The following is a 23156-nucleotide window of genomic DNA, read 5'->3' as shown; positions in this document are numbered from 1 at the left end:
TTATGTGATTTCAGGACAAAGGCCATATTTTAGTTATTCCATAAAAGGTGCGATCCTAGAATAAGGATAAGTGCCCTTTTTACATTTTAGAGACAGATTTTGGAGCAATTATTTAAAAGCTCATAAGCTGCTTGGGCGGATATAACACGTGTACAACTTCAATGGATTCTCCTGGCTCAAGATTATACTGTGTAATGTTATCAATACAAGGGGGTTCCAGTACTCCATTGACTTCCAACTTTAACTGGACCATCCTCAGTGTCAGAATATAATTGGGCGGAAACTCCAGGATCACATCCATTAAAGCCAACATATGGTATAGCTTTACTGCTGATATTGGTTGCTGTTACTTTTACCAATACCTTTTCATCCGTCTGGTCTAACATAATATCAAATTGTACACCATCCTGTTCGAACGACTTTCTCACATCGTATTCAGGCGGATTAGTACGGAATTTAATCGTTATCCGTTCCGTTAAAGGATTTCCTAATTTAGATTTGACATCTTTTGTGATATTGCGAGTGTAGGTCTATCAAAATCAAATAGACCAGCTAAACAAAGCTTGACAGACTTTGGATCGAACCGATCAACATATGGTTCTACATAATGTAATTGATTATCTCTTTCGCGAACAACATAAATATTCTTATTAAGAGTTCTTTCATTTACTCTATCATTAATTTAATCACCCATTCCGTATCAATGTATGCCTTTGTTATCTCAGCTCCCTTTTCCCAGCCTGATACAGATAATACCGTGAAAGTTGGAGTTCCTCTAAATGTCTCGTCCCGTCAACGAACGCGTTGAATCATCCTTTTTTGATATTCCTGTTATTATGGATATTTCTTCATTTTTCTTTTTATAAATCTCCCTTGGAACATCTTGTAAAAGAAACTTAATTCAAGAAAAGGAAAGATTATAAACCGAGAAAAAGCAAAAATAATTTATGAATTAAGACATGAATTTAAGCATTGATCACATTAAGGTAGCAGGTATGAAACGTAGTACGTATTATTACTGGGAAAAACAAATGAATCGCCCAGAGAAATAAAACGAAGAAAAAGAAATCATCCAACAGATTTTTGATAAAAATGAAGGTCGCTATGATTATCGTCGTATCACTTTAAAATTACGCAATCGAGGTATTTTCCTAAATCATAAGACAGTTCGCGCTTAATGAATGACATGGGTTTAAAATGTTTAGTATAGATGAAAAAGTATCGGTCATTTCGAGGATCTATAGGTAAAACTGCGCCAAATATATTAGAACGTGACTTCCAGGCAACGAAGCCTAATGAGAAGTGTTTCACTAAATGTTTAAATACCTGCTACTTTCCTCCTAAATGGGTATATAAATGAAACTTACGTATGTTTTGAAATATTGTTATATAAGATGAAAATATTTAAAACATTCAAATTCCTACAGAGATACTGGTTTAAATTTAGGAATGGAAATTTCCTCAGACCAATCCTCAAAAATGACTTCAACCTCCATCCCTATTTCAACGCTTTTAAGTTCACATTGAACCACATTACTCATCATAGTTGGGCCTTCTTCAAGCTCTATTAAAGCAATGACATACGGTGCTTCGGCAAGATAAGCTTTTGTAATCGCACGGTGCATAATCGTAAAACTTTTGATTTTTCCTCTTCCTGATGCAGGCATCCACCCCACACGATCACTAGAGCAATCTGTACACATGATTCTTGGATAGAATTGATAATGGCCACAATCTTTACATTTCTGAATAAGCAATTCATGGTTATGACATCCTTCCCAATATCTAGCTGTTTCTATCGTTGGACGGGGGAAAATCTTACTTGAATGATCCATCATAAGTAATCACCTCGCATGGTTCGTAATCTCTTATTATTCGAGAATTTCTTGTCCTTTAGTTTCGGTCTCTACCCAGGATGAGTGTCGTGTGACTAGACATGATCCCGCCCTGTCCATGAACAAGACCCACCTCCGCCCCCGGAACTTGGCGGTCCCCAGCCTGTTGACGAAGTTGAAGAACACTTTCAGTCAAGGCAAACATCGAACCTGGATTACCGGGATGACAATGGGATAGTAAGCCACCATGGGTGTTCACAGGTAGTTTCCCTCCTAGTTCGATGGCTCCATTTTCAACGAAGGATCCACCTTCTCCTTTTTTACAAAAACCGAGATCTTCTAATTCAATCAGGACTGTAGGCGTAAAACAATCGTACAACTGGGCAAAATCCATCTCTTCTGGTCCTAGCCCCGCCATTTCAAAGGCCCGTTTTCCGGCTTCAACAGCTGCTGAAGTGGTAAGACTACGGGCCTGGCTAATATGCTCATGACTATGGCCTTCACCAACACCCAGTATATAAACTGGCTGATTTGGAAAATCCTGTGCCCGTTCGGCAGAAGTAAGAATAACGGCGGATCCCCCATCTGAGATTAATGAGCAATCCAAAAGATGCAATGGATCGGCAATCATCCTTGAATTCACCACATCTTCGACCGTGATTGGCTTCCTCATCTGAGCGGCTGGATTCAGACTTGCGTGTTTGCGACATGCAACAGAAATCGCGGCAAACTGTTCTTCTGTTGTTCCGTATTTCTCCATATGAGCTTTGGCAATCAGAGCATAAAGCGCTGGTACGGATGGGCCATACGGTAATTCGAACTGAGCATGGCCGGCAGACACTTGCATACTCATTGCCTGTTCAGGAGATAATCCACTTTTCAAGCTGTCAGCCATTGTGACCAACACAGTCTCACACATTCCTGATAAAATAGCTGAGGCTGCATGGTAAAGTACAGAAAAAGTCGTTCCTCCCCCTGTATTCACACTCAGACAAACGCGCGGAAAAATTTGCATGTATTCAGCAATTGCCTCAGCATGATATAGGTAAGGTTCCGCAAAAGAATTACAAGTGATCAGACCATCAATCTGACCTTTGCTCATACCAGCGTCTTTTATTGCACGGAGTCCTGCGTCGACACAAAGCTGTGTCGCGCTCATGTGAGGGACAATGCCTACTTTTGTGTCTGCTGCGCCAACAATGGCTACTTTTCCACGTAATGAATCCATTTTATTCCCTCCCCCTATTTTTTATAGGATTAAATTTCTCCTAACTAAGGTGAAAAATAGCGATCTCTCAAGACAAAGGGTAAGTGCCTATTACACTCACCCTGCTCGTATTCATTCTATTAATCTTATTTTACTTTACATGTTGATTTCCAATATGCCTTCATTAACCTAGGAAAACTTCTCGCGTATGTTCAGTATCTAGATATTCTTTTACTTTCTGAATCTTCCCTTCTTCCACAACGAATAGGAAGTGATAAATATTATTATATACTCGTCCATTATTTAATTCTGCATAGGACTCTGTCTCTACAGCAACACGGTTTCCTTCTGCTGTAATAGCTAGAGGAGTTAAGCGAATGGCGCCCGTTTTGGTCGTATCAGCTATTCCTGAATTCATTTCTCTAAACGCCTGCATCCCTTTTTCCCCTGAAATTCCCTCAATCGTCCCCGCAACCCACCAAGTTGCTGAATCAGACATATACTCCATAAAGGCATCAATATTCCCTGTAGAAAATGTTTCCATAAAATCTCTGATTAATTGTTTGTTTGCTTCTTCTATTTTACCCATTATTATTCGCTCCTTTTATCTATAAAATATTAAAACAAACAGCTGTTTGTTTTATATTATATCTGAATATTCTTGATTATTCAAGAATATTCAGAAAATTCATATGGCTATTTCTTTTATTTTCGCTTAGTTTTAAATGGAACAGAAACCTACGGAATGTCGGAGAAGGATGTAATGAAATCGTGTAAGCTTCTTTTAACTTGATATTTGCATTTGTTTCTTTAAAATAAATCTTTGAATTTTCCCGCTTGGCGTTTTAGGAAGATCATCAACAAACTCTATTTCCCTAGGGTATTGGTGTTTTGATAGTTTATTTTTAACAAAAGCACTTAATTCTTTTGCTAGTATTTCTGAAGGTTCGTATGTAGGAGTAAGGACAATAAAGGCTTTAACTATTTCTCCCTTCGCTTCATCCGGTTTTCCTACTACAGCTGCTTCAGCTACTGCAGGATGTTCAATAAGACTACTTTCGACTTCAAATGGACCAATTCGGTAACCTGCACTGGAAATAATATCATCAGCGCGTCCCTCAAACCAAAAATACCCTTCCTCATCCTCACTAGCTAAATCTCCAGTCAGCAGCCATTTTCCCCTTAACTTTTCCTTTGTTTTCTTATCGTCCTGCCAATATCCTAGAAAAAAATATGGAAAAGCGGTGGTATCAACGGCAATTTGACCAATATCACCTTTCTTTACAATATTCCCATCTTCATCTACGAGTGCTAGATTAAATCCAGGAGAAGGAAGTCCCATTGACCCTGGTTTTACCTTCATATCTGTTACATTAAAGTTATCAACGATCATCCCAGTCTCAGTGCAGCCATAATGATCATAGATTTCTCTGCCAAAATTTTCTCTAAAGAAACGAACAACCTCTGCATTTAAGGGTTCACCTGCACTACTAAATTTTCTCACCTTGATTTTATATTTTTTTATAAGCTCAGCCCCATAAGTTATCATCAATCTATAAGCAGTAGGTGCATAAGCAAAATTTGTTATGCTGTATTTTTCTAATAACTGATAGGTTTTTTCAACGTTAAAAGAACCTTTATAACTAAGGATGCTTACACCATAACTTAAAGGAACAAAGGTACAATTAATCAGTCCATATGCCCATCCTAAATCAGCACCGCCAAAAAATCTATCGTTATCCTCAACTCCAATAGCGTATCTTACATATGGATAGGAACTGACTAATATTTTATGTGCCCAAACTGCCCCTTTTGGCAATCCTGTTGAACCTGACGTATACTGTATGACACATGGATCCATTACTTTTGTAGGCTCTGTTTCATGATCAGCGGAAAAGGATTGAATAAATTCCCAAAATGTCTGCCCTGTATTTGTCAGCCCGTCCTTTAATAGGATTTTGGTTGAAAGATTAAGATCAGTTATTTTAACCGCCTGTTCTTGATTCGTTACTAATACTTTGCAGCCTGAATTTTCCAGCCGATATCGAATGGCTTCAGGTCCAAAGGCAGTAAACATAGGGACATAGACAGCTCCAATTTTCCAAGTAGCTAAAACGGTTATGATGAGTTCCATTTCTTTTCCAAGGAGTCCTGCTACACGATCTCCTTTTTGGACCCCGAGTGATCGCAAGGCGTTAGCCATACGATTGGATTGCTCTTTCAATCGCATGTACGTCCAAACATCTGTTTTTCCTGATTCATCTTCCCAATAAATAGCTACACGAAGTGGATCTTCTGCCCAACGGTCACAACATTCATGTGCCATATTAAACTTCTCATCAACATTCCAATCAAAAGTCTTTAGTACTTTTTCCCATGAAAAAGATTCAAAAAGCTCATTGTATTTCATATACATTCACTCCATTAATAGTTTATTGATTATGATAATCCAATTATTTAAGAGGATTATTTATAAAATTCTAATTAATCAGAAAATTATTTACACAAAAAGGTGAAGTACATACGTTTTAATCATTTCTACATATTTTTTAAAAATCCTTTAGCTCTATCAAGATTTTACCATGCTTGTTGTAATAAATTTGTTATCTCTGCATGAAGATCTCCTGACCCCAAGACAAAACTATTTTTTTCTCCGCGAATATCAACCAGAATATTCCTGACTAATTCATGGATACTATCTTTTTCAATATGATAATCTCTTAATTTGTGCGGAATTTCTAATTTTTTGATTAAATCGCCAATAAGCTTGGATGCCAATGCAGCTTTTTCTTCTATACTATTACCTCTTTCATTATTTTCTAATACCTCTGTGATTAGTGCTTGTTCTCGGCTGGTACTAGGCAAGAGAAAGCGCATGACGTGCGGTAGCATAATGGCTGAAGTTATTCCATGCGGAATGTTAAAAAGAGATCCTAATTGATGGCCGATACTATGAGATAATCCGAGTTTGATATTCACAACCGAAAATAATGAAAGCCATGCTCCCAATTGGCATTCCAGCCGGTATTCTAGATTAGTTTGTTCTTTTTTGCAAAGGGGTAAATAAATATATAATTTTTTTAAGGCTTGTAAAGCTAAACTTGTATTAATAGGATTTGGATCTGGTGAATAAAGCGTTTCTACAGCATGATCCACAGCGCGTATACCAGTGGATATCCAAAGCCATTCCGGAGTATCTTTCGTGAATACTGGATCTAGAAATACGAACTTAGGAGTCATGTTTAGATGAGAAAACTTGTATTTAATCTGATCTTTTTCATTTGTAACACCTGCAATGCTAGTAAATTCTGATGCAGAAAGGGTTGTTGGTATGGCGATATGCGGGATATATGATTCCATTATGATTGAGGTATTATTCTCTGTATGATCTGAATATTGATAGATATCCTCCTCTGACTTAATACCTTGGGCTAAACAGAAAGAAAGTATTTTTGCCGCATCAATAGGACTACCTCCACCACAGCTAATAATGAGATCAGGACTGAAATGATAAATCTCTTTTAAATTCTTAAATAGTATACTTCCTGGAACATGTTGTTTTGTACAAATGGTGAATGTTTTAATATCATGAGCGTGAAGTGATTGAACCATATTTTTGAAAGTATTGGATTTTAATAGGCTATTGCTTGTAACGATTAATATTTTTTCTGCATTCATAAGTTTGATCTCAGATATTAATTCTTGTTCTACACAATGAATACCGTAATAAACACGATCAACAGGAAGATTTTGATAGAACATACATTAACCTCCAGAGTATTCTTGGGAACGACTAATGGAAGGGTGAAGAGTATTTACATACCAACGATTCCCTTTATTTATTAGGATTCCTTTTCTTTTTAACTGTCTAAGGTGTTTATACACACTACTTGCGAAAATAGCGTTGTTATAATTATTTTGATAGATTTTTAACATTTTATCAGCAGAGAGTCCAGGAGATGTTAGTAATAAATCTTTAATTATTTCATCCACTCTATCACCTCCTAAATAAAGAGTATTTTATTATTTGTGATAAAATACTGCTTAGGTTGGACTCCCCATGAGGCTTTCATTCCTTTGAGTATATCTGGAGAAGAAGCCCGGGTTACGAGAAAATGAATCTACAGATAATGGTATACTATTACAACAGTACTTTATTCATAATACCTTGGAGAACAAATTTATTAAATTGAACAGATATTTCCTGAAAAGTATAACCATTATTCGGGGAATACCAGCGCTGCATATAATTAAAAACGCCAAAAATCGCAAATGTTATTAATTTTGGGTCTAAATCAGGTCTGAACTCTTTCTTTTCAATCCCTTCAATAATGATTTTACGAAACATGCGGTCAATTTCGTCTCCAAGACTGGCAATCTCTCCACCGAATTCAGATTTGAACCATTCAATTGAAATCCAAACAAATAATTCGCTTTGGTAGTGCTCAAAGCCATTAATGTGATTGATTAAAGCTTTTTCTAGTTTAAGTGTAGGTGAATCAGAAGTACTTATAATCTTATTTAAATTTTCAGTCATTTCATTCAATGGTCTTTCAACAACGGAGTAGAGTAAATCTTCTTTTTTATCAATATAATAATAAAGACTGCCCTTTAACATCCCGACCTCGTTTGCAATATCTTCTAAAGTAGCTTCTTTATAACCTTTTTCACGAAAAACTTTTGCCGCTGCATCCACTATTTTCATGTATTTTTCATTTGATTTTTTAGTGGATTTTACGTTTTTACCCATAATAATAACTCCTTCCCACCTGAATATTTAATAGATCCCTTATAAAAATATTATGATAGATAATAAAACAATTAAGAGTTTCAAGGTTATTTCTAGGAAAACAATCACTTGTTTGAATAATATTCTACCATTGTTTTCTTTATTTTCATAATATTATTAAGGGTTTTCAAAGTTTAATAAATTGGTGGGATATTTTCAAATACTTATTTCATCATGTATTTAGTCATTATTAAGGGTGTTCGAAATTTCGTAGGCGTACAACATAAGGTTTTTCACCTTTGTACTAAAGTCAGCGAAGCGTCCATCCACAGTTTGCCCTACTTTCCAACGATAGTAAATCTGCTGCAAAACAACGGCTAATTTAAAATACGTAAATGACATATAGTAATTTAATGAAGGCACGTCTCTTCCTGATTTCAGTGAATACCGGTGGACAAATTCTCTGCGCTTAATAAATCCAGGCATCACTGTAACAGTTGGTAGGCTTTCTTTCAGATAATCAGGATCGCTCCCTTCAAGCCAATATCCCAGGGCACCTGCCAAATCAAAAAGAGGATCTCCAATCGTGGCAATCTCCCAATCAAGAATGGCTTCAATTTCTTTGTAATTTTCTGAGAGCAGCATATTATTTAATTTATAATCATTATGAATAATAGAAGCTCCTTCTGATGCTGGGATATTATTTAAATACCATTTTGCTAACGGCTCAAAAAAAGGAATTTCATCTGTTTCATATTTTCGATAGCGATTGACCCAGCCATTTACTTGCCTTTCTAAAAATCCATGCGGAAAACCAAACTCAGCTAAATTCGCCTTTTCGTAATCCACAGAATGTAATTGAGCCAGCGCATCAACAACTGCATATGATAGTTCTTGGCATAGTTCTAATGAAGGGGACATTTCAGGAGGGAAATGATCATCTAACACTACTCCTTTTTTGCGCTGCATAACATAAAATGGTACCCCCATCACTGTTTTATCATCACAAAATACATATGGTTTTGGAACAAGTGGAAATACAGGATATAAATTTTTTAAAAGGTCTGACTCTCTTCGCATATCGTGAGCTTTTGGCGGTAATGGTCCCGATGGAGGACGACGCATGACAGCTTCCCACTCACCGCTTTTAATTAAATAAGTTAAATTAGACACTCCAGTTGGGAATTGCTCCACTACTAACTCTTGATTTGGAAAATCCTCTACATGTTCATATAAATATTTCCTTAATGCTTCTTGGTTAAAATTTTCTCCATTTCGAATAGGAATTGTATTTACTGCTTGTTCTTTTTTCATCCATACTCCACCACCTAAGTAAAAGTCACCACAAATGGAAATTCAATTAAAAAATCTACCGTTTGTTTGATTTTATTATAACAAGGAATTAAGGTTCTTTCAATTTAATTTTCAAAAAAATCTAAATATTATGTCAAACACAAAATCAAATCACTATTAAAAATGAAGTAAATTTCTGAATTTTCAAATACCTATATTGATTTCCTTTATCGTTGGTTATATAATAGTATTTGGAAGCGATTTCATATAATGATAGGAGGAAATTGGATGCCATTACAATCACAAGTTAAGAATCTTTTAGATCAAATTGCTGAAGCAAAAGCGGCTGGTGCAAAAGCAATTGAGGAAATGACAGTTCAAGAGAATCGAGACGGTCTTCTTGCTTTCTATGAAGGAGTTGTTGGAGAATCTCAAGAAGTAGGAAAAGTAGAAAATCTGACGATACCAGTTGATGGCGGACAAATAGGCTTACGCCTTTATTCTCCTAAAGGTCAAGGTCCATTCCCGGTGTTTGTATATTACCATGGGGGCGGCTGGGTGTTAGGCGATTTAGATGTTATTGATCCGATACTTCGTTCTGTAACAAATTCTACCGAATGTTTGGTTGTTTCTGTCGATTATCGTCTTGCTCCGGAATATAAATTCCCAATCCCTGCAGAAGATTGTTATGCAGCCACCAAGTGGGTCTCCGAGAATATTGCTATCTATAATGGGGATCCAAGCCGCATTGCCGTTGGCGGTGATAGCGCCGGCGGGAATCTAGCTGCGGTAGTACCGCTAATGGCAAAGGATCGTGGAGGTCCGTCTATTGCATATCAAGTATTACTGTATCCAGTTACTAATTTTTCTTTTAATACACAATCGTATTTAGAAAATGGCAAAGATCATTATTTGGAAACATCTGCTATGCATTGGTTCGCTAATCAATATTTAAATAATGAAGAAGATAAATATAATCCTTATGCCTCTCCTCTGCTTGCTGATGATGTATCTGGATTGCCGCCAGCTCTTATTATTACAGCGGAATATGATGTACTCCGGGATGAAGGGGAAGCATATGCGACCAGATTAAAAGAAGCTGGTGTGCCGGTAGAACAGACAAGATATGATGGTCAAATTCACGGTTTCTTCTGGATGCCGGTAATTATGGCAGATGCCAAAAGAGCCCTACAACAAATTACAAATACATTGAATCAAGCATTTTCTTCAAGTGCTTCTCTATAACATTTATTGACTAGTTAACATTTTAATTTCAAAAGTATTGTTTAATAAAATCCAATTATTCCCTTAATGTCAGGAATAATTGGATTTTATTGTGTATTGAAAAAATTACTAACTATTTCTGAGTATGAACTTCCATTGAAAATAAAGAATTTAGCTATTGATAAAGGGGTAGTTTTAAAAGCGTCTAACTTCACTTTTGAAACTACCCTTAAATAGGAATTGGATTCTATTTAATTATTTTCTGATTTCATTGGATCGGGAAGACCAAATAATTCCATAGCGTTTTTATAAAGGATTTGTTCTCTTATGTCTTTTGGAAGCTTTGCTAATGCAACATGAGGTGCATCAAATTCCCAATGTGGATAGTCACTGGCAAACAAAATTTTATTAGTCCCAATCATTTTTATAATTTGAAGTACATGCTCTTCATCTTCATGCCTTTCTGGTTCAATGAAAGGCTGTGTTCCAAACCACATATGTTCCCTTACTTGCTGACTTGGTGGACGTTTTACCCATGGTACCTCTCTTCTTAGATTCCTCCAATGAGTATCCATTGTATACATCAAATTTGGAAGCCAAGCAAATCCACCTTCAACAAATACCATACGTAATTCCTGATATTTCTCTAGAACACCACCGAATATGATACTATTAATTTGAGCCTGGTAAGTTAAACCGTTGTTTGTTTGACCCTCAGGGTAATAGTTTCCTAGAACTGGACCCGGTCTAAACAATCCGCCTGGAACGGAAACATGGAATGTACAAACAAGTCCATTTCGTACGGCAGCTTCCCAAATAGGATGATAACGCTTGTCACCCCATCCGCCATATGGAGAATGAATCGATAACCCAACTTGTACCATTTGCGGATGACTTCCTACACGATCAATCTCACGTGCTGCTTCAACTGGATCTTGAGATGCAATCACAACAGAACCGCGGAAACTACTATCTTTCGATAGCCAATGTTCAATCTGCCAATCATTATAGGCAGAGGCCACAGCAGTTGCCATTTCATGTTGCGGGGAAGCGGATAACATAAAGGTTGAGTCAGGAAAAAGAATGGCATTCGCATAATTATATCGGTCCGTTACTTGTTCTTTAAAAAAACTAACGGAAGAACATCCAAGCCCGCCTTCAGGAGGAATACTATCCATACGATGACCTGCATTGGCAACAATTGCCATGATTGGTATTCCCGGGAATACACCCTTCCATTTACAATCTGTCAAGAAATCTCTCCAATAATCGCTTAAGTATGGATTCAAATCCTCATAACTCCGTGGATTTGGGTGGACGTCACAATCAATGACTGGTATCACATTCTTTTTAACGGCAGCCTGCGCATTACTTTTTACGGAAATAGTACTCATCATGAATCTCCTCCAAAATAAATATATTTAATTGCCCACATGAGCCTTTTTTGATTTAGAATACTAAATTGTGAATTAAGAAGTTATGCATATAAAACAACATCGTCGCCTTCTATTTTGACATCATACGTTTTGACTTTCGTTTTTTCTGGATCATGCATGGAACATCCGTTTTCCACATCGAAACTCCAATGATGCCAAGGGCAATAAAGGAACCCAGCTGGTTTGTCATAATCATACTCACTTCTATTTGATGGGCGTACAGCTCCCCTTAATACACCTTTCCCTAACTCCGCCCCTTGATGTGGACACCAATTCCTTATGGCATGATATTTATCCTTTTTACGAACTAAAACAATGGACATTCTTTGAACTTGGAAAATTTTAAATTCTCCAGTTGAGAGCTCATCTTTTTTACATAGAACATTTCTTTCCATCATAAATTCCTCCCTTTTATAATGTTGAAAAAAATTTGGTGGTATTAACATACAATTAATAATATTCAGTTATTTTTAGGTGTTTAGAAATAATGTCATCGTCATCGCCTAACGACATATCCAACAAGTTCACGATCCCATGTATCTTCGGTAATTCCCTCTTCTCGTAACTTGTATTTTTCTACTCTTTGAGATGTGTTTTTTGGCAGTTCTTTTACAAATCTGATATAACGAGGAATAGCGAAATGAGCCATCCGCTCCTGACAAAAATCAAGCAGTTCTTCCGGTTCTATTTCCAAGCCTTCTTTGACGATGATAAGGGCTAAAACCTCTTCTTCTGATAATTCAGAAGGTACCCCGATGACTGCAGATTCAAATACTGCTGGATGATCATTTATCACTCTTTCGACTTCGTATGAGGATATATTCTCTCCTCTTCGGCGTACAACGTCTTTGTTTCGGTCAATGAAATAGAAGTAACCGTCTTCATCCATTCGTCCTAAATCACCGGTATGAAACCATAAATTTCTCCATGACTCCACCGTTGCCTCAGGCATTCCATAATAGCCTGAAAACATGATATCGGGTTTTTTGGGTCTTGCTACAATTTCTCCAGTTACCCCGGGAGGACAAGGGTTATCATATTCATCATGGATTTCAACCTCAAAGATTGGCACTGCGAATCCACAAGAGCCCTTTCTAAACGAACTGGCAGGGTTATATAAGGCAGTTCCTAACTCTGTTGATCCATAAACCTCAGAGATTTTGACTTGGAATCGTTCCTCAAAAGCTTCATATATTTCTAATGGTGTAGGTGCTCCAAATGCCTTTTGAACAGGATTATCACCGTCTTCATCACGTTCCGGCTGCTTCATTAACATGGTCAGAAGAGAACCCATGAAATTAAATGCAGTGATTTGTTCTTTCCGGCAAATATCCCAAAATCTTGATGCTGAAAATTTGCTGTGCATAACGACGTCACAGTCTACAAGCAACGCCACTAGAATGGTCGTGTAACGGGCATTAACATGAAAAAGCGGAAAAGCGGTAAATAAGCGATCTTCTGGTCCATATTTCATTAATTCACAAGCTGTTTTTGCTACACTGAAATTAGCACGGTGTGTAAGGATAACTCCCTTCGAAGGACCTGTCGTTCCAGAAGTAAATAAAATAAGGGAGGAGTCTTCTGGTTGAATAGTAACCTCAATTTCACTATCGCTTGCCTTTGAAATCAGATCGCTATACGAATACCAGCCAATTTTATTAGGGATTGGATGATCGTCTTCTCCAACTACGATTACATGTTGTAGATGCAAAAGATCATCACTTATTTGATTAATACGGTCTACCCATTGTGAGGAAATCACAATAACTTGACATTCAGCTTTATTTAGAATGTAAGTTAGAAGATCCCCCCTAAATGCGGTGTTAATCGGAACTTCAATCACACCGATTCGAGTCAATCCAAGCCACACGGCTAAAAATTCTGGACTATTTGGAAGCATCACAGCGCAAGTGTTTCCTTTAGTCAACCCTAACCATTTAAATGCATTCGCCACTTGATTGCCGCTTCGATGAAATTGATCATAGGTTAGATCCGAACTCTCAAAGCGAACAAATCGGGCAGCAGGCTTGAGTTTTGCACGGTGCTCCACAATTTTTCCAAATGTTTCAATTCCTTGATACAATGTTTACATCCCCTTTTTACACTAGATAAATAGAAAGGAATTCTTTTATACTTCGTTTGGATTCACTTCAGCCGTTCCTATATGTTGTACAGGTTTTGTTGAAACAATTTTAAAATCACTGTACTTATCTTGGACAAATGATATGGCTAAAGCTCCAAGTAATGCAGGTATGGCAAAGCTAATAAAGTTCATATGGGTAGGTAAACTTAATTCTAATAACAGCCCGCCAAAGAAAGGCCCAACCATCGCACCAATTCTTCCAATTCCGCTTGTCCAGCCTACCCCAGTAGATCTCATGCGTGTTGGATAGAATTTGGAGGCGTAACCGTAATTCGTTGTACCAGGACCATTCGAACATGCACCCGCAACCACAACCAATAAGTATAAAATAACCATGACTGGCTTAAAACCAAGTAAGCTTAAGCTAATTCCGCCTAGTATTAACATTCCAGCAATAACCTTTTTTGGCTTATTCCGATCGGCCAGCCAGCCGCCGGTAATATTCCCGATCATGACTCCGAAATTCAAAGCGAATAAGAATAGCAAGCTAGAAGTCAAAGGATAGCCGGCTTGAACCATTAGTTGTGGCAGCCATGTTCCTAAACCATAGATCACTAATAATGCCATAAATGAAGTGATCCAGAACATAATAGTAGAGAATCCCCTTTTTTCTGTAAAAAGCTTTGTTACTGGCATCCCTTGTTTTGGTAAATGAACCTCAAAGCTATCCTCTTTCTGCGGTATATAGGTTGGATTTAGTTTTGATAAAATATGGCTTACTTTATCATTCTCTTTCCTTACAACCAGAAAGGCCAAAGATTCGGGCATGCTTTTGATCATGAAAGGCAGTGCTAATATAGGTAGTCCTCCAAAAAAGAACATCCATTCCCAACCAAGATTAGGAATAACAACAATCCCTAGAAGTGCTACTGAAATTCCACCAATAGCAAAACCAGAAGAAATTAAACCAACCAACATACTTCTGCTAGTCTTAGGTGAATATTCAGACATAATGGCCACTAGAAGTGGTGGCATACCGCCTAAGCCTAGACCGCCAAGGGTACGAAAAATAGCAAATTCAACAGGTCCTTGGGCAAATCCAGTTAAGAAGGTAAAAGTAGTAAAAATGGTAAAGCAAACAACAATGACCTTTTTCCTTCCCCAAAAGTCCGCTAATATACCACAGACTAGTGATCCTATTAAAGCACCAAACATCCCTAGACTTCCAATAAAACCAGCCGTACTTGTAGAGATTCCCCATTCAGCACTTATACTAGGAATAACAGAGCCAAATACAACCATGTCGTATCCATCACAAAACATAATGAAACTACACCATAAGACAACCATTAAATGTACAGAATTAAATTTGCTTTCATCAACTATTTGTTCCACATAAATTTTTTTCATTGCTTCCTCCTAAAATAAACAATTAAAGATCAGTATTAATTGTATGGGCCTACAGCATTTTGTACCTTCAAGTTGAGAAGGTATTTTAGCTATAATTACCATAGATTTAATAGAAGCTTAGAATAATAAAAGGCTATAGCATAATTCTGTACATTCATATCATGAAGTTAAAGTTTTCGATTTGATGTAAATCTTTAAAGCAGGGTAAATGAAATATCATTTACCCTGCTTTTCTGGTTGTCTATTCATTCATTTAGAATGGATGAGATTCAATTAAATCAGATTTATCTTGAACCCTACCCTCCATCTACTTTTATTACTTGTCCATTTACAAAGTTACATTCCTCAGAAACTAAGAGTAACAGCATAATAAATTATCCTAATTTTCTGAAATTATAAAACAGTAGCCTTCTGAGCTGGCGATTTGAAATATGGAAGCACTTCATCTGCAAAACGTTTCATCGTTCTCATGACTTTTTTGTGTTCCATATCACCCATTTTAAACCAGCAAGACATGCTTCCAACACCTGCTTGTTCCACAACTTCTAGTCGATTTACTGCTTCTTCAGAACCAGCTAACAAAGCAACTCCAGATTGGTTTAATGCTGCCACATTAATTGGACCGTCAAACTCTTTTGCTACTTCAGCAAATCTTTCATATGTTGCAGGAGCTTGGGTTCCTTTAGCACCAGGGATTAACTCAAGAACCTTGTTGAAATAGATGGCCATTTCTTTTTCTACATTTTTAATTGCCTGATCTGTATCGTCAGCAATATTCATTTGCAGATTCATATGAATAGATGGGATAATTCCTTTTTGAAGTAAACGGTCTCTTGTCCGTCTAGTATATTCTAGTACATCATCCATAACCATCAATGTTGGAGTAACCATAAATTCTTGTGCTCCTCTTTCTACTACTAAGTCAAATGATTCAGGACTAATACAAGCATAATAGAATGGGATTCTCTCTTGGATAGGTTTTGGAGTTAATCTCAAATTATCGAATTGATAAAACTCCCCATTATAGCTGAAAGTATCGTTACTCCATAATCCTTGAATGATCTCAACATATTCCCAGAATCGTTCTCTCGTTCTTTCTAAGCTAATTCCAAGACCTTTTGCTTCAATTGGCTGGTATCCTCTTCCCGCACCAAATTTTAAACGACCATTACTTAAAATGTCTACCATTGCATAATCTTCAGCAATCCGAACTGGATTATCAAAGTTTAAAATACTAACGCCAATACCAATATCCATCTTCTTTGTAATTTGAGCGATGGCCGCAGCAGCTACTTGCGGTGATGGCATGCTTCCATATGCACTAAAATGATGCTCTGCCAACCATACACTTTCAAAACCAAGTTCTTCTCCATACTGGATTTGTTCAAGCATTTCCCCATATGCTCTTTCATAGTTTTGATCGTGACACTCATTAACATAAAATAAACCCATTTTCATCATTCAACACTCCCTAATCATAATTTTGTTTATATTAATTAATTTAACAAGCAAAAAATGATAAATAATGTATGCGTTTACACAAAGACTGTAATTGGTGGATCCAAATTTAGAAACCACCTCCTTAATGGGTGTATACAAGGATAAATAAGATTCTTTTAACAAGTAATTCCTTGTGATTGAGTGAGGAGGAGCTAATCAATGCTTCTGGTAAATAAAGTTATATTCTTATGAGGTAGAATGGATGATTTAACTAAACAAATATTTGTTTTATCAATTTTCTTGAAGATTCACTCAGATATTTTGGAATAAGCTATAGAATAAAACAAACAACCATTTGATTTTATTATAGCCTATCCCTTAAAATATTTCAATAATTCTGAAAATAAAATATTTTGAAAATTATTATTATTTTTTACAAAGATCAAATAACGCCTTCCTGAATATACAAATCAATTTTATCCTTTTTAAACCCTAACTCTTTAAAAATCTCTTCATTATGTTCGCCTAATTTGGGTGCTTTAGAATAAATGCTTCCAGGTGTGTCAGATAGTTTAATCGGAATCCCGATATGAACACCGTCTAATCCCGGTATTTCTTGAATCATGCCGCGATCCCTTATTTGCGGATCCTTTGTCATTTCTCCAAAGGTTAAAACAGGTGAAACGCATGTTTCATAGGTTTCAAAAAGATCTAACCATTCCTTAAGAGATTTCATTTTAATAATCTTTCCAATTTCGATCTTTAATTCATCCTGTTTGTTTTGCGGTGCGTTTAGATATTCTATAAAATCTTCTCTGCCAATTCCCTTGCAAAATTCAATCCAAAATTTTTCTTCGATGGCACCAACGGATAAATAACGCTGATCGGACGTTTCGTAAACTTCATAACAAGCTTTACTTCCCGAAAGGGCCAACTCCCCTCTTTTTGGTAATTCATGATTTGCCAAGTAATTTGGCAGCAGGGTTTGTAGCCACGAAACGGTACCATCTAACATGGAAATATCAACAAATTGCCCTTTACCTGTGTGGTTTCTTGAAATAACAGCTGTTAGAATACCAATAACGGCCATTAAAGACCCTCCACCAATATCCGCAATTTGGACGGGAGGCGGGAAAGGTTTTTGATTCCGCTCGCCTTGAAGATTGAGTAACCCTGCATAGCTTAAGTAATTCATATCATGACCAGGCAGATTTGCATAAGGACCTGTTTGACCAAAACCGGTAATGGCACAATAAATTAGTTTCGGATTAATTGTTTTTAAGGTATCGTAGCCTAAACCTAACCGATCCATAACCCCAGGACGGAACGATTCTACTAAAACATCAGCCGTTTTAATTAATTCTTTAAATATTTCTTTCCCTTGTTCTGACTTTAAATTAAGAGTTACGCTTTTTTTATTGCGATTTAAAGAGGAAAAAATAGCGCTGTCCGTTTCGGCTTTTGGTTCCTCCCATCTTGCATAATCACCTACTAATGGTTCCTCTATCTTGATTACTTCTGCACCGAAGTCTGCAAGTAACATGGTACAATATGGACCTGGCAATAAACGGGTAAGATCTACTACTCTTATTGATTGAAACGGTCTATTCATATATTTCGCCTCCTTTCATATAGGGATAAAAACTGGTTCTCTGACTCAATTAAACTATCTTTTATAAAACAAACAATTGTTTGAAAAAAAGTCCAAAAAGAACAAACACCTATCCCATTTTTATTCTGACAGTGTCCCCCCATCGATAAAAAATGTTTGCCCTGTAATATAATTCGAAGCTTCCGATACAAGATATAAAGCGATTTGGGAAATATCCTTTGGATTTCCTAATCTTCTAAGGGGAATTGCTTTTATGGCCCCCTCAAGCCAGGTTTTGTTCTCCATCTCCGATTTATTAATTTCTGTACTAATAAGTCCCGGAGCAATTGAATTAACATGGATATTATACCGGGCCCATTCTGCAGCCAATGATTTGGTTAAATGGATAACAGCTGCTTTTGTGGCTGTGTATGGTGCGATTCGTTTGTAGGGTTTCACACCACCGACAGAAGAGATATTAATGATTTTTCCTGAACCTTGTTCCTTCATCATCTTTGCAGCTTCCTGACAGCTGAAAAATAGTCCCTTCATATTTACATCATTGATATAGTCCCAATCAGCTTCGGTAACCTCTAGAGCGGGTTTTGTTACATTGGCCCCTGCATTGTTGACTAACACGTCGAGTCTTCCGTATTCTTCTTTTATGATACTAAATAAATTGTGAATATCTGATAAATTTGATACATCACAGGATACCGTTAAGGCATTTCTCCCTAGCTGGCGTACTTCATTTGCCACCACTTCACAGCTTTCTTTATTACGGCTGGCTAAGATAATATCGGCGCCACTCGCAGCAAATTCACGAGCCATCTCTGCCCCTAAACCTCTGCTTCCACCAGTAATAAGTATGACTTTTCCACTTATATCCAGGTTCATCCTGCCGTCCCCCCATTTACATGAATATATATTTTTTTATCTAGCTGAATTCTCAACTAACTCTTCATTTTTCTTCATTTGATACTCTTTCAAGTAACGCTTTGCAACCACCATTCGGTGGACTTCATCAGGACCATCATAAATATGTGCCGCTCTTGCTTCCCGATAAAAAGCTTCTAACGGTGTATCTTTTGAATATCCCAGCGATCCATGAACTTGAATAGCTCGACTAATAACATCATTCAAGATTTTTGCCCCATAGAATTTGATTAAAGCAATTTCTTTTCTGGCATCTTCACCTTGATCCATTTTCCAAGCAGCATGAAGGGTCATCAGCCTTGAGGCTGAGATCTCAGCAGCTGAATCAGCAATAAAATTTTGAATCGTTTGAAACTCTGCTAATGGTTTCCCGCGGGTTTTTCGTTTAAGGGCGTATTCGATCATTAAATCGAAACTACGGTTCATAACGCCTAACCAACGCATAGCATGGGTGATGCGGCCAGGCCCTAATCTCATTTGAGCTAGTTTAAATCCTTCGCCTTCTTTGCCCAATATATTTTCCGCTGGAATACGGCAGTTGTTTAAATGAATCTCCCAATGCCCTCCTTCGCTGAAATCACCCATAACAGCAATATCACGGATAAGTTCAAAACCAGGCGTTCCGATATCGACAATAAACATCGAGGCCCTTTCATGCGGCGCAGCATCTGGATTGGTAACTGCCATGACAATAGCAAAAGAGGACAATCCAGCATTACTGGCAAACCATTTTTTACCGTTTAATACCCATTCATTTCCATCCCTTACTGCACTTGTTTGGATTCCAGTAGGATCAGCTCCAGAAACATCCGGCTCCGTCATGGCAAAGCAAGAACGGATGTCATCATTAATCACAGGCTTCAAATATTTTTCAATCTGCTTTGGGGTTCCTGCTTTTAGGAGAATTTCGGTGTTTCCTGTATCAGGAGCAGCTGTTCCGAAGCACCTTGGTCCTATCGGGCTGCTGCCTAATATTTCATTTAATAATCCAAGGAACACATTGCCTAAGCCTAGTCCTCCAATTTCTATTGGTAGATGGGCAGCCCATAAGTTTTGTTCTTTTACTTTTTGCTGTATTGGTTTCAAAATTTCAGCTGGAAGCCCTACCCCGGGAATAATATGCTTTTCAGCAGGATATACATCTTCTTCCATGATTTTTCTTGCTCTAGCCAACAACTCTTCTTGTTCGGTAGATGGACTAAAATTATACATATTATGTCACTCCTTATGCCTTATTGTGTTTCTTGAACCATTTGAGCTTATATTAAGATTCAATAAAAGATACTAATTCTTCATTGAAGCGGTCTATTTCCTCAATAAAAGGTGCATGTGAACTATTCTCAAAAATAACTAATTTAGATCCCGGCACCTCTTTTGCTGAATATTCAGATAAAGACAACGGAACAACTCCATCATGAAGACCATGAAAAAAGGCGACAGGAATCGTTATATCTCGTAATCTATCACGCAAATCAATTTTTCCCAGATCCTCCATTGTCTTCTCTGTAAACCAACTTTGTTCCATGAAATTATTGAAAAACCAATCTTTCATCGGTTGCCCGACATCCTGATGAAAACAACCATCGGCAATGTTACGGATTAAAGCAGGCCGGTTAGTACGCATGGCTGCTAATGTTTGTTCAACTGCTTCTGGTGGAAATCCAAGGTCGAAGCCTTCTGTAGAAGTATACCTTGGAACAGCCCCGCCAACGGACACTGCCTTCTTCACGAAGCTGCCCCCATATCGTGTTACATAATCCATAACGATGGATCCTCCAGCAGACCAGCCAACAAGAATAGCATTTTCTAAATGAAGCTTTTGAATGAGTTGATGAAGATCGTCAGCTAATTCTGAAATTTTATAGCCATGTGCAGGTTTAGAAGAGTTTCCACATCCCCTGCAATCAATGGTGATCACTCTATAATGATCGCAAAGATCAATGGCTTGTCTTTCCCAAACCATCCGATTCATGCCCCAGCCATGAACAAAAACAATCGGCGTCCCTTCTCCTCTATCTTCATAATAGTATTGAATTTCATTTTCTACTTTCACATATGGCATACCAAATTACCTCCTTTAAAATAAATCTACCGGTTGTTTGATTTTATTATAACAAGCTACCCATAACGAATCAACTATTATTTTAAATTTTCAGAATATTATTTTGAATCCTATCTAGTTATGCTCAACTGGGTAAACATATAAGTAAAATCTTGAGAAAATTTTTCAATATTCTCTAGTAATTCAGGATCGATTATTTGATTTTGACGATCAAACTGCTTATTTTGGGCAAAAATAAAACTAGGCGTTACGTAGGCATTTAAGTATCCTGCAATTGGTTTCAACTGATTTTCAATCACAAGATAGTGCAGATTATTTCCTCCAGTTGCAACAAAACCCATTACTTTATTGTTAAATTGAGAAGGTGGAACTAAATCAATTAAATTTTTTAATGCACCACTAAAGGAGCCTTGAAAAATAGGGGTTCCAATAATGTAGCCATCGGCTGAAGAGATCATGTCAATAACTTTTGCCGTATCCCCTGTATATTCTCCAGGCGGACGTCCATCACAGAATTGAACATTATATTGTTTAAGATCTAGTAATTGAACTTCTACTTCAGGAGTTCTTTTCTTCATTTCCTCTAGCACTTTATTTATAACTATTAAAGTTTTTGAGCCTGTAATGGTACCTGATATCCCTAGTATTCTCACTTTTCATCACTCCTCTTATATTTTAACAAATGACGACATGTCTAATCCGCTATTCAACATTTTGAGTTAGGATAAACCAATGTTTTTTGCAATGATTTTTTTCATTATCTCGGTCGAACCCGCAAAGATTGTTGTTACGGCAATATCCCTATAACGACGAGCTATTTTATATTCTTCCATATACCCGTAGCCGCCATGGAGCTGCATGCATTTTCCGGCAAGCCGCTTTGCCATTTCAGTAATCCACCATTTGCCCATAGAAACTTCGGTTTCGATTTCTTTTCCATTCATATGCTGGCTAATGAGAACATCCAAAAACTTTCTACCGAGCGTAATCTCAGTCGCGATCTCTGCCATAACAAAATGAGTATTTTGAAATTGACTTAAAGGTTTTCCAAAAACTTCTCGATTCTTAATAAAATCCATTGTTAAACGATACATTTCCTCTGCAGCAATTTGCGCATTCAAAGCTGCAATAATCCTTTCTTGCTGTAATCTTTCCATCAAATAAAAAAATCCTTTCCCTTCTTCCCCTAATAAATTCTCTGCCGGCACAACCGCTTGATCAAAAAATAATTCAGCTGTATCAGAACTATAATGCCCCATCTTTTCAAGCTTTTGGCCGCGATTGAAGCCAGGGGTATTCTTATCGATCAACAACAAGCTTAATCCTTTATGCGCCGGACTTGCTTTAGGGTCTGTTTTGCAGGCTATTATGATTACGTCCGCTTGAGTACCATTCGTAATAAATGTCTTTGTCCCGTTTACGATATAATGATTCCCTTCTTTGACAGCAGTTGTTTGAATCCCGGCTAAATCAGATCCTGCTGCCGGCTCAGTCATGGCAATGGCGGATATGATTTCACCTGTTGTAAAGGCGGGCAAATATTTGGCTTTTTGTTCATCTGTTCCATAATAATGGAGATACGGAGCAACAATATCACAATGGAGTGAAATTCCCATTAGTCCTGAGCCGATTCGCTCCAGTTCTTCCGTTAAAATAACTGAAAAGCCAAAGTCAGCCCCCAATCCACCGTATTGTTCATCAAGCCATGGGCAGAGAAATCCTTTTTGACCAAGCTGATACCAAAATGAACGGGGAATCAACTTGTCTTTCTCCCATTGATCAAAATATGGAGCTGCCTCTTTCTGTAAGAACTTTCTTAATGATTGACGAAACAGGTAATGTTCCCTAGTAAAGAAAGGTCTAGATTCATGCTCACGGTCTAACATATATTTGGCAATTGCCTGCATGAT

The 23156-nt window shown here is 37.3% G+C and carries 21 protein-coding genes and 1 pseudogene; 2 read left to right on the top strand and 20 right to left on the bottom strand.

Going from position 1 to position 23156, the window contains the following annotated elements:
• Positions 1-200: 200 nt before the first annotated feature.
• Positions 201-386, bottom strand: coding sequence for a hypothetical protein (locus R4Z09_RS13360; protein WP_338452753.1), 186 nt, complete (start codon positions 384-386; stop codon positions 201-203).
• A 545-nt stretch (positions 387-931) separates the two neighbouring features.
• Between R4Z09_RS13360 and R4Z09_RS13355 the strand changes: the two are divergent.
• Positions 932-1312, top strand: a pseudogene (locus R4Z09_RS13355) (IS3 family transposase); the annotation flags it as partial.
• A 109-nt stretch (positions 1313-1421) separates the two neighbouring features.
• Here the strand turns inward: R4Z09_RS13355 and R4Z09_RS13350 are convergent.
• The 8 genes from R4Z09_RS13350 to R4Z09_RS13315 form a co-directional block, all read right to left on the bottom strand.
• On the bottom strand, positions 1422-1838 hold the full coding sequence (locus R4Z09_RS13350) for a Zn-ribbon domain-containing OB-fold protein (RefSeq protein ID WP_338452752.1): 417 nt from the start codon (positions 1836-1838) through the stop codon (positions 1422-1424).
• Positions 1839-1893: 55 nt separating this feature from the next.
• Complete coding sequence (locus R4Z09_RS13345) at positions 1894-3063, bottom strand: thiolase C-terminal domain-containing protein (protein ID WP_338452751.1); 1170 nt, start codon at positions 3061-3063, stop codon at positions 1894-1896.
• 163 nt (positions 3064-3226) lie between these two features.
• Entirely contained in the window at positions 3227-3631 is a 405-nt protein-coding gene (locus tag R4Z09_RS13340; RefSeq protein WP_338452750.1) for a nuclear transport factor 2 family protein, read from the bottom strand.
• Positions 3632-3826: 195 nt separating this feature from the next.
• Positions 3827-5452, bottom strand: a complete 1626-nt coding sequence (locus R4Z09_RS13335) for an acyl-CoA synthetase (RefSeq protein WP_338452749.1) — start codon at positions 5450-5452, stop codon at positions 3827-3829.
• A 167-nt stretch (positions 5453-5619) separates the two neighbouring features.
• On the bottom strand, positions 5620-6804 hold the full coding sequence (locus R4Z09_RS13330; RefSeq protein ID WP_338452748.1) for an iron-containing alcohol dehydrogenase: 1185 nt from the start codon (positions 6802-6804) through the stop codon (positions 5620-5622).
• Positions 6805-6807: 3 nt separating this feature from the next.
• Positions 6808-7035: a hypothetical protein gene (locus R4Z09_RS13325; RefSeq protein ID WP_338452747.1), complete on the bottom strand. Its 228-nt coding sequence runs from the start codon at positions 7033-7035 to the stop codon at positions 6808-6810.
• A 148-nt stretch (positions 7036-7183) separates the two neighbouring features.
• Entirely contained in the window at positions 7184-7792 is a 609-nt protein-coding gene (locus R4Z09_RS13320) for a TetR/AcrR family transcriptional regulator (RefSeq protein WP_338452746.1), read from the bottom strand.
• 219 nt (positions 7793-8011) lie between these two features.
• Positions 8012-9085 (bottom strand): phosphotransferase family protein, encoded by a 1074-nt coding sequence (locus R4Z09_RS13315; protein ID WP_338452745.1) that lies wholly within the window; start codon positions 9083-9085, stop codon positions 8012-8014.
• Between the two features lie 267 nt (positions 9086-9352).
• On the opposite strand from R4Z09_RS13315, the gene R4Z09_RS13310 reads away from it, so the two are divergent.
• The gene (locus R4Z09_RS13310; protein ID WP_338452744.1) at positions 9353-10309 is read left to right on the top strand and encodes an alpha/beta hydrolase; all 957 of its coding nucleotides are present in this window, start codon (positions 9353-9355) and stop codon (positions 10307-10309) included.
• A gap of 230 nt (positions 10310-10539) precedes the next feature.
• Here the strand turns inward: R4Z09_RS13310 and R4Z09_RS13305 are convergent, their stop codons facing one another.
• The 11 genes from R4Z09_RS13305 to R4Z09_RS13255 all read right to left on the bottom strand — a co-directional run bounded on the left by R4Z09_RS13305 (position 10540) and on the right by R4Z09_RS13255 (position 23132).
• Positions 10540-11685 carry an amidohydrolase family protein gene (locus tag R4Z09_RS13305; RefSeq protein ID WP_338452743.1) on the bottom strand — a complete coding sequence of 382 codons (1146 nt, stop codon included), beginning with the start codon at positions 11683-11685 and terminating at the stop codon, positions 10540-10542.
• 80 nt (positions 11686-11765) lie between these two features.
• Positions 11766-12122, bottom strand: coding sequence for a Rieske (2Fe-2S) protein (locus R4Z09_RS13300; protein WP_338452742.1), 357 nt, complete (start codon positions 12120-12122; stop codon positions 11766-11768).
• A gap of 98 nt (positions 12123-12220) precedes the next feature.
• Complete coding sequence (locus R4Z09_RS13295; protein ID WP_338452741.1) at positions 12221-13807, bottom strand: AMP-binding protein; 1587 nt, start codon at positions 13805-13807, stop codon at positions 12221-12223.
• Between the two features lie 45 nt (positions 13808-13852).
• Positions 13853-15217, bottom strand: a complete 1365-nt coding sequence (locus tag R4Z09_RS13290) for an aromatic acid/H+ symport family MFS transporter (protein ID WP_338452740.1) — start codon at positions 15215-15217, stop codon at positions 13853-13855.
• Between the two features lie 393 nt (positions 15218-15610).
• Entirely contained in the window at positions 15611-16678 is a 1068-nt protein-coding gene (locus tag R4Z09_RS13285) for an LLM class flavin-dependent oxidoreductase (RefSeq protein WP_338452739.1), read from the bottom strand.
• 421 nt (positions 16679-17099) lie between these two features.
• On the bottom strand, positions 17100-18269 hold the full coding sequence (locus R4Z09_RS13280; protein ID WP_338452738.1) for a CaiB/BaiF CoA-transferase family protein: 1170 nt from the start codon (positions 18267-18269) through the stop codon (positions 17100-17102).
• Between the two features lie 120 nt (positions 18270-18389).
• Positions 18390-19145 (bottom strand): SDR family oxidoreductase, encoded by a 756-nt coding sequence (locus R4Z09_RS13275; RefSeq protein ID WP_338452737.1) that lies wholly within the window; start codon positions 19143-19145, stop codon positions 18390-18392.
• Between the two features lie 36 nt (positions 19146-19181).
• A complete protein-coding gene (locus R4Z09_RS13270; protein WP_338452736.1) occupies positions 19182-20396 on the bottom strand; it encodes an acyl-CoA dehydrogenase family protein in 1215 nt (404 codons plus the stop codon).
• Positions 20397-20448: 52 nt separating this feature from the next.
• Entirely contained in the window at positions 20449-21246 is a 798-nt protein-coding gene (locus R4Z09_RS13265; RefSeq protein WP_338452735.1) for an alpha/beta hydrolase, read from the bottom strand.
• Between the two features lie 110 nt (positions 21247-21356).
• On the bottom strand, positions 21357-21899 hold the full coding sequence (locus R4Z09_RS13260; RefSeq protein ID WP_338452734.1) for an NAD(P)H-dependent oxidoreductase: 543 nt from the start codon (positions 21897-21899) through the stop codon (positions 21357-21359).
• 66 nt (positions 21900-21965) lie between these two features.
• A complete protein-coding gene (locus R4Z09_RS13255; protein ID WP_338453272.1) occupies positions 21966-23132 on the bottom strand; it encodes an acyl-CoA dehydrogenase family protein in 1167 nt (388 codons plus the stop codon).
• Positions 23133-23156 lie beyond the last annotated feature (24 nt).

The sequence above is a fragment of the Niallia oryzisoli genome (assembly GCF_036670025.1).
GTDB lineage: Bacteria > Bacillota > Bacilli > Bacillales > Cytobacillaceae > Bacillus_BD > Bacillus_BD oryzisoli.
This window is presented reverse-complemented; position numbering and strand designations above follow the sequence as displayed.